The sequence below is a fragment of the Psychromonas antarctica genome, assembly GCF_022267535.1.
GTDB classification, from domain to species: Bacteria; Pseudomonadota; Gammaproteobacteria; order Enterobacterales; family Psychromonadaceae; genus Psychromonas; species Psychromonas antarctica.
On record NZ_JAHNZV010000122.1, the window covers coordinates 1 to 7,498 of the forward strand.

The window sequence follows — 7,498 nt, forward strand, 5'->3', positions numbered from 1 at the left end:
GAAGAGTTTGAATGGACAATCGAAGACAAGAATACTTTAGTGTTAAAAAGAGTTATTCCGCTGAAAATTAACGCTCGGGAGAGTATTGATAAAATCCACACGGACTTATGATCTCTGGTACTAGTAAGTTGTAGCGCCTTGGCCTTCATCTGCGCAATTTTTTCGATTCCCTTGCTAACCAAGTCTGATTGTTTAGCGGTTTTATCTTCTAATATATCAAGTGACTCCAGAGAAAAAAGATACTGCAGAGAGGAGCTAAAATCGTCTTCGTTTAGTTTTGTACTGATTTTTTTTGAAGCAAAGAGAGCTATCGCTTCAGAGTGTTTAATAATATGGTGCATTTCATTACGATGAAAGTCGGGTAAAATAGGCACCACCACCGCCCCCATCGAGGTGATAGCAAGGTAAACAACCCCCCAATGTGGCATATTCTCACTGCAGATAGCGACTTTATCGCCCTGTTTTATGCCTAATACGTCGAAAACATGATGGATCTGAGCGATTTTTGCACGAACTTGGCCATAGGTTATTGCAATATCGCCAATATTGGCTACTGACAATCTGTCTTTATAAAGACAAGTTGATCGCTCAGTTAACGCGGCTAAAGTATTATTCTCAAGCTGTATGGTCATTCAGGATCCTTTATCCACGATCTTTATCAGATACTGTTTAGCATTTTTAGTATCAGGTAAAATAGGTGTCATTATACAAAAATCACTCAAACAATACAGCTGCCACAATAGGCTCTGTGATAAAGGCCTAATATGGCCGGATGCTAAAATGTTTGAGTTGAAATGGTCAATTTTACGCGTAGATGAATTACACTTTTATAACTCAGCGTGGCACATGAAAAAAGGGGGGAAGTGTTTAATCGCCTTGATAGAGCCGCTCAAAGTTAGGGATAGCCTGTTCCCAAATTGGTTCGTCTTTACCTAAATACTCACAGACAGCATCAAAAAATTCGCGTTCGGACCGGCAGATCCCGATGCGGGTAGAACGCATATAAACTGATTGTTTTCTAAAAAATTCCAGTATCTAAGAATCGCTTTAGAATATGAGTTTAAGTCCTCTAGGCGCTTGCTTGACTTTAAATATGCAAACCATTGGTTTGCAACTTCCACATATTGGAACTCTTTATCGTAAAGGGTAGGAAGGGAATCTAGTTTAAGAGTTTTTTTGAATGATACTGAAGTTAGAAGTTCATCTTGAACGTATATCTTCCCTCCCAACTGAATGTCTTTTGCAATTATTAATTTTGCCATGCGTACTCCGAAAATAATGGTCATGTAATAGTAATAACATGACCTCTAAAATTTCCGAAATACGCATTACGTAAAACGTAGTGGTGCGTTTTCTACACTAACGTGTAAGCGTAACGAGTTCCTCTGCACTGGTTGGGTGAATGGCGATACAGCTATCAAAGTCAGCCTTTGTTGCGCCCATTTTTATCGCTACGGCAAACCCTTGCAATATCTCATCAGAGGCAAAACCAACACAGTGCAGACCAACCACTTTCTGCTCTTTACCCGCGCAAACTAACTTCATGCGTGTTGGCTGGCGAAGGGTGGTCAGCGCGGTATACATGCTGGTAAATTGCGAGGTATAGACGGTTAAATTATCTTTACCATAGTGTACTTCTGCTTCAAGTTCGGTTAAACCAATCGTTCCTATTGGCGGATGACTAAACACCACGGTTGGCACCAACGTTGCGTCTAAATGCGCATCCGGTTTGCCATTGAATAGGCGCTCTGATAATTGTCGACCCGCTTTTACCGCCACGGGGGTTAGCTGAATTTCGCCGGTATTGTCACCCACCGCATAAACGCCTTGCACACTGGTGTTCTGGTATTTGTCTACACTAATAAAATTGTGCTTATTAAGCGCCACATCAGTATTTTCTAAGCCGATATTGGCTGTTGCCGGCGTTCGTCCAATCGCCCAGATAAGGCAATCTACGGTGATCGCTTTATCATTTTCTAACTCTAAGGTGAGGCTGCCATCAGCATTTTTTATAACACATTTTGGCACTGAGTGAGTGTGTAGTGTCGGGCCTTCTTCCTGCATCACTTCAACAAGTGTTGATGACAACATACTATCAAATTCGCGTAGGAAAGTATGACGGCGGCAAAGCAGGTGTGTTTCAGTACCGAGTGCGTTAAAGACGCCTGCAATTTCAACGGCGATATAACCCGCTCCGACGACAGCTACGCGTTTGGGTTGATCTGTTAACGCAAAGAAGCCATCGGAAGTAATACCGTATTCGGCACCGCTAATATCTGGCACGGTTGGTGCGCCACCGGTGGCGATAGTGATATGGGCTGCACGATATTGTTTACCGTTTACTTCAACGGTGTGGTTATCAATAAATTTGGCAAAGCCGTTGATCACGGTGACTTTATTATTGCCGAGCACGCGCTCATAAGATTGGTGGATGCGTGCGATATAGGCATCACGGCTTTCTATTAATTTTGCCCAGCTGAAGTTTTTTAAAGGGGCTTCAAAACCATAATCTGGTGCGTAACGTAGTGCATCTGCAATTTGTCCTGCATACCACATTGCTTTTTTAGGCACGCAACCGAGATTAACACAAGTGCCACCTAAAGCTTGGTGTTCAATAATGGCAACTTTCTGTCCATAATTGGATGCGCGGTTAGCTGATGCGATACCACCGCTACCGCCGCCAATGCAGATATAGTCAAAATCGAATTTCTTATCGTTCATATTTATTCCTAATTATTCATTGCTTATTTAAGCGACTGTTTGGTATGCCCAAGCAAGCCAAGGCAGTAGCGCTTTAAGATCTTGCTCTCGAACTGTGCTACCACACCAGATACGCAGACCGCTTGGGGCATCTTTGTAAGCACCAATGTCATAAGCGACCTGATTATCAGCGAGGAGTTTGATAAAGGCTTTAATTTGTGTGTCATCTAATGCCACAGATAAGCAAACACTTGTATTTGAGCGGCTCTCTTTTGTTTTCGCCAAGAAATCAATCCAGCTATTTTGTGCAACAAAATCTTCTAAAATGGCTAAATTCTGTTGTGATTTTTGAATACAAGCAGCGGAGCCTCCTATCTCTTTTACCCAGTTTAACGCATCTTGATAATCCGCGACACAAAGCATAGAAGGGGTGTTGATTGTTTCGCCTCTAAAAATGCCTTCCATTAATTTACCATTATCTGTTAAACGAAATATTTTAGGCATTGGCCAGCTTGGTGTATAAGTCTCTAACCGTTCAACGGCGCGAGGGCTTAAAATAATGACACCGTGTCCACCTTCACCACCCAGCACTTTTTGCCAGCTGAAAGTGGTTACGTCTAATTTGTCCCATGGCATATCCATTGCAAATACAGCTGAAGTGGCATCACAAATGGTTAACCCTTGGCGCGTATCAGAGATAAAATCAGCATTTTCAACTTTAACGCCTGAAGTCGTACCATTCCAAGTAAAGATTAAGTCATTATCTGGATTCACTTGGGTAAGATCGGGTAACAGGCCATAGTCGGCATAGATTTGATTAACATTCTGCAACTTTAGCTGTTGAGTGATATCGTTGAACCAACCTTTACCAAAAGATTCCCAGTAGCAGATATCAACAGTGCGAGGTCCCAGCAGCGACCACATAATCATCTCCATCGCACCGGTATCAGAAGCAGGGACTATACCGACGCGATAGCCTTCAGGTAGAGCCAATAATTCAGCCGTGTCGCTAATCACTTTTTGTAGGGCATGTTTACCAAGCGCTGAACGATGAGAGCGCCCCAGTGTTTTAAGATCTAACTGATTGATATTGTAACCCGGTCGTTTGGCACATGGTCCTGATGAAAAGTTTGCATTAGCAGGTTTGATCGTGGGTTGTGGGTTACTCATCGTTAACATCCTTTTTAAAAACAATATGCTGTTTTTCGTTGTGACTTTTTGCGTGTTGATAAATTATACGCAAAGCAGTGACTCATTTCTGAATTTAATTGCTTATACTAAATGGGGTGGGAGATTACAGCAAGCAGATTATATACCCGCGATACATTAGGGGCTTGGTTTTGTATCTTGAAGTAACAAGAGAACATATATCCTAATTTAGGGGGCATTTTTAAGCTTTAATATATTCCCTTAAATTTAGCCTTAACCGTGTCCAGAAGGAGCTTAAAAAAGTGAATGATTTAGTTAAAATACCATTTTACGATAAAAAGATAATATGCTAAGAAGTGCAATCAGGAGTAAAAGAAGATGCTGGATCATGGGACATTAAAGTTTCAATTAGAAGATGATATCTTAATTATTGAAGGCAGAGGCCCATGGAATAGGGAAGCAATGCTTCTGTCATCTGAGAACGCGGATATTGTAAAAAAACAACGTATAAAAGATAAATGGGGGGTGATTATTATACTATATGGCGATCCAATCCATACGCCTGACGCTGCTCAGCTGCTTGTTGAATACGTAAAATATGATAAAAAAAATGGTCGAGTTGCAACGGCATTAATTTTAAATGGATCAAAGTACCCTGAGTTAGGTAGGCGGCATATTACTGATTTATATAACCAGGCTGGTGAAATAGCTGAATTTTTTAATAATATCACTGATGCAAAAAAGTGGATGCGGTCTTTATTAGATAGCGAGTAACACTGAATTATTTACAAGGTCTGTATTACTTAGCGCCTTTAGCGTTTCCATTTTAGCCCCCACTAGTAATCATCGAGTAATACCTTATATCGTTGCTTTATACAATGGGGATTTTTTTGTTATTATCAGCTAAATGAATTTTTTCGTTATAGGATATTTATTGTGGATTGTTTAATGGCGGCTTGGGATGAAAATGAACAATTGATAAAAAATTGGCTGTTAAAGCAAACAAAAAATGGCGATCAGGCTCAAGATATTTTACAAGATACCTTTATTAAAGCGCTGCAAAACAAGGAACGTTTTTGCAGTTTAACCCATGCTAAAAGTTGGCTTTTTACTATCGCCAAAAATAGTTTGATTGATTCATATCGCAAAACCAAATTAACCGTTAACTTTGTTCCTTTTGAGCCTACTGACGAGCCGCCTGAAATAGTTAATCTGCAGCAGTGCTTACTCCGTGTTCTATCAGAGCTGAGCGAAGATGATAAAGATATTCTTGATCAATGCGATATACAGGGAATATCGCAAATAGACTATGCAAAGCACAATGAATTGACGCTTAGTGCAACCAAATCCCGTATTCAGCGTGCACGGCAAAAATTGCGTGAACAGATGATTTCATCTTGTAAGGTAGAATTTGATTTACAAGGTGTTAGCTCTTTTACCCCGAGAAAATAATTTCAAATAATCTGCATCTTTTTTGTATCTCAAACGTGTTTATAAGTAGACAAGCTCATCTCGGGACAATGAAATCGCAATTCTCTTTAATATCGTGAAGGTAAAATTCGATATCATATAGTGTTGATGGTTTTGTGCAGTTAAAGGCTATTTAGAGTAGTCATAACTACACGGTATCGATTTGCTTATCCTGAGCTGAGAAAATAATAACAGGAGATAAATTAATGCTAGATTGGTTCACCTACTTTGCCGATTGGGTAACGTATTCTTTATTCGCGCTCGCTAGTGACAGTAAACTCGGTGGTTCCGTACATTTTTTTATTGAAGATACGGTTAAAATTTTAGTGCTGCTGCTGGTCCTTATCTATTTTATCGCTCTTGTCAGAGCAACGCTCAATCCAGAGAAAGTGCGCTGTTACCTACAGGGTAAAAATCGATTTCTAGGCTATATCCTAGGCTCTCTATTTGGGTCGGTCACACCCTTTTGTTCTTGCAGCTCTATCCCGCTCTTTATGGGCTTTGTCTCTGCGCGTATACCGCTTGGCGTTACCATTGCATTCTTACTCACATCGCCATTAATCAACGAGGTGGTGATCGTAATGTTAGGGTCATTATTGGGCCTTAAATTTACCCTTGTTTATATCTCTATCGGTTTGTTGCTGGGTATGATCGCAGGCTTCCTTATTGATGCAATCAAAGGCGAACGCTGGCTGGCTCCCTTTCTCGCAAAGCAGTATATGCAAGATGATGAAGCACCCTTACTTGAATATCAGGATAAAGCGATGACCCTAGCGGCGCGCCATCAGTTTGCCAAAAAAGAGATGTTGACCATATTTACCCGGATCTGGAAATGGGTGATTATCGGGGTTGGAATTGGCGCCGTTATTCACGGGACGATCCCTGCGTTATGGTTTAGTGAGCATTTAGGGGCTGGGCAGTGGTGGTCAGTGCCGCTTGCTGCTTTATTGGCCATCCCTATGTATGTAAATGCTACCGCGATTGTGCCTATTATCGAAAGTTTATTGCTAAAAGGGGTGCCATTAGGCACTACGTTGGCTTTTTGTATGAGCGCAGTCGCTGTTAGCCTACCTGAATTTATGATGCTTAAGCAGGTGATGAGTTCGCGTTTGTTAATACTGATCGGCGCTTACTTATTGGTTGCTCTAACACTAATAGGTTGGTTATTTAACGCCGTTAATTTTTAAAATAAAAAGGAAATAAAATGAAAATGATTAATGTATATGGATCGGGTTGTAAAAATTGCACCGCCACAGCAGAGCTAATCAAAGAGACCGCAAGGCAATTGAAAATTGAAATAAAACTATCAAAAGTCAGTGACTTGCAAGCCATTATGGAGGCTGGAGTTATTAGTACACCGGCTGTTTCTGTTGATGGCAAGCTAGTACATAGCGGCTCTGTGCCTGATTTACAAACAGTAAAAGTTTTTCTTAGCTAATTTTATCAAGAGGAACAGCTGGTTGGGAGATAATACAGACGTAAAGAGGGGGGAGTGCAGATGTGTGATCTGACCTTAAACTGCTGTTTGTTTTATAGTCAGTCGGCTGCATTTATCTAAAAAGCGCTTTACTTTAAAATTAGCTTAGGTATTATTCGCTCCGTCTGCAGGGGTGTAGTTCCAACGGCAGAACGTCGGATTCCAAATCCGAATGTTGGGAGTTCGAATCTCTCCACCCCTGCCAAACATATATGAAGCCTCGACAATTTATTGTTGAGGCTTTGTTGTTTCTAGGGTAATCAAAAGGTTAGAGTCAATTAACCTTTACCTATAAGCTCAAAATATCCCTGTTTTATGCCTTGTAAATATTCCCTTCCGGTCTATATCCGGTACTTCACGTGCAGATTCTGTGCGCAACCAGATCCCAAACTTTACAACAGATGCTAAAACGATCCAATTTTGTTTTCAGTATTGGCAATCACTGCTGGTGGACTTTTTCTGGTACGGGTCTGGTCCATTTACTGTCTTTTTAGGTTTTATCTGTTCTGATGTTGGATTGGAATGTGCTTTCTTCGTAAATCGATAATCGCTGTACACCGTACTGTATAAGGTTTCCTGATTACCCACATTACTCAGCCAATATTGGATGAAAAGTAAACTATACTCATAACATACTCAAATTAGGAGTGTGAACATGAGTAAAAATAAAGTTCAACACCAGCATGGATACAGTTTGCCTGA

7 protein-coding genes, 1 tRNA gene and 1 pseudogene are annotated in these 7,498 nt (G+C 40.8%); 5 read left to right on the plus strand and 4 right to left on the minus strand.

Features of this window, described 5'->3' with window-relative positions; translation table 11 throughout:
* The 4 genes and pseudogenes from KSO91_RS15040 to KSO91_RS15055 form a co-directional block, all read right to left on the minus strand.
* Positions 1 to 632 (minus strand): AMP-binding protein (locus KSO91_RS15040; RefSeq protein WP_238743853.1); only part of this gene is annotated, 632 nt, incomplete at its 3' end.
* Positions 633 to 867: 235 nt separating this feature from the next.
* A pseudogene (locus tag KSO91_RS15045) lies at positions 868 to 1,009 on the minus strand (LysR family transcriptional regulator); the annotation flags it as partial.
* 350 nt (positions 1,010 to 1,359) lie between these two features.
* A complete protein-coding gene (gene gorA / locus KSO91_RS15050; RefSeq protein ID WP_238743854.1) occupies positions 1,360 to 2,721 on the minus strand; it encodes a glutathione-disulfide reductase in 1,362 nt (453 codons plus the stop codon).
* Positions 2,722 to 2,748: 27 nt separating this feature from the next.
* Positions 2,749 to 3,870, minus strand: coding sequence for a phosphoserine transaminase (locus tag KSO91_RS15055; protein WP_238743855.1), 1,122 nt, complete (start codon positions 3,868 to 3,870; stop codon positions 2,749 to 2,751).
* A gap of 357 nt (positions 3,871 to 4,227) precedes the next feature.
* Here KSO91_RS15055 and KSO91_RS15060 point away from each other — a divergent pair, with 357 nt between their 5' ends.
* From KSO91_RS15060 to KSO91_RS15080, 5 genes are all read left to right on the plus strand, one after another.
* The gene (locus KSO91_RS15060) at positions 4,228 to 4,623 is read left to right on the plus strand and encodes a hypothetical protein (RefSeq protein WP_238743856.1); all 396 of its coding nucleotides are present in this window, start codon (positions 4,228 to 4,230) and stop codon (positions 4,621 to 4,623) included.
* A 162-nt stretch (positions 4,624 to 4,785) separates the two neighbouring features.
* Positions 4,786 to 5,301, plus strand: coding sequence for a sigma-70 family RNA polymerase sigma factor (locus tag KSO91_RS15065; RefSeq protein WP_238743857.1), 516 nt, complete (start codon positions 4,786 to 4,788; stop codon positions 5,299 to 5,301).
* Between the two features lie 224 nt (positions 5,302 to 5,525).
* Positions 5,526 to 6,506 carry a permease gene (locus KSO91_RS15070; RefSeq protein ID WP_238743858.1) on the plus strand — a complete coding sequence of 327 codons (981 nt, stop codon included), beginning with the start codon at positions 5,526 to 5,528 and terminating at the stop codon, positions 6,504 to 6,506.
* Positions 6,507 to 6,523: 17 nt separating this feature from the next.
* A complete protein-coding gene (locus KSO91_RS15075) occupies positions 6,524 to 6,757 on the plus strand; it encodes a thioredoxin family protein (RefSeq protein WP_238743859.1) in 234 nt (77 codons plus the stop codon).
* 168 nt (positions 6,758 to 6,925) lie between these two features.
* A tRNA-Trp gene (locus KSO91_RS15080) sits at positions 6,926 to 7,001 on the plus strand.
* Positions 7,002 to 7,498 lie beyond the last annotated feature (497 nt).

Coding starts and splice junctions, on each gene's coding strand:
- KSO91_RS15075 (WP_238743859.1), top strand. CDS start 6,524: ATGAAAATGATTAATGTATATGGATCGGGTTGTAAAAATTGCACCGCC.
- KSO91_RS15070 (WP_238743858.1), top strand. CDS start 5,526: ATGCTAGATTGGTTCACCTACTTTGCCGATTGGGTAACGTATTCTTTA.
- KSO91_RS15060 (WP_238743856.1), top strand. CDS start 4,228: ATGCTGGATCATGGGACATTAAAGTTTCAATTAGAAGATGATATCTTA.
- KSO91_RS15055 (WP_238743855.1), bottom strand. CDS start 3,870: ATGAGTAACCCACAACCCACGATCAAACCTGCTAATGCAAACTTTTCA.
- gorA (WP_238743854.1), bottom strand. CDS start 2,721: ATGAACGATAAGAAATTCGATTTTGACTATATCTGCATTGGCGGCGGT.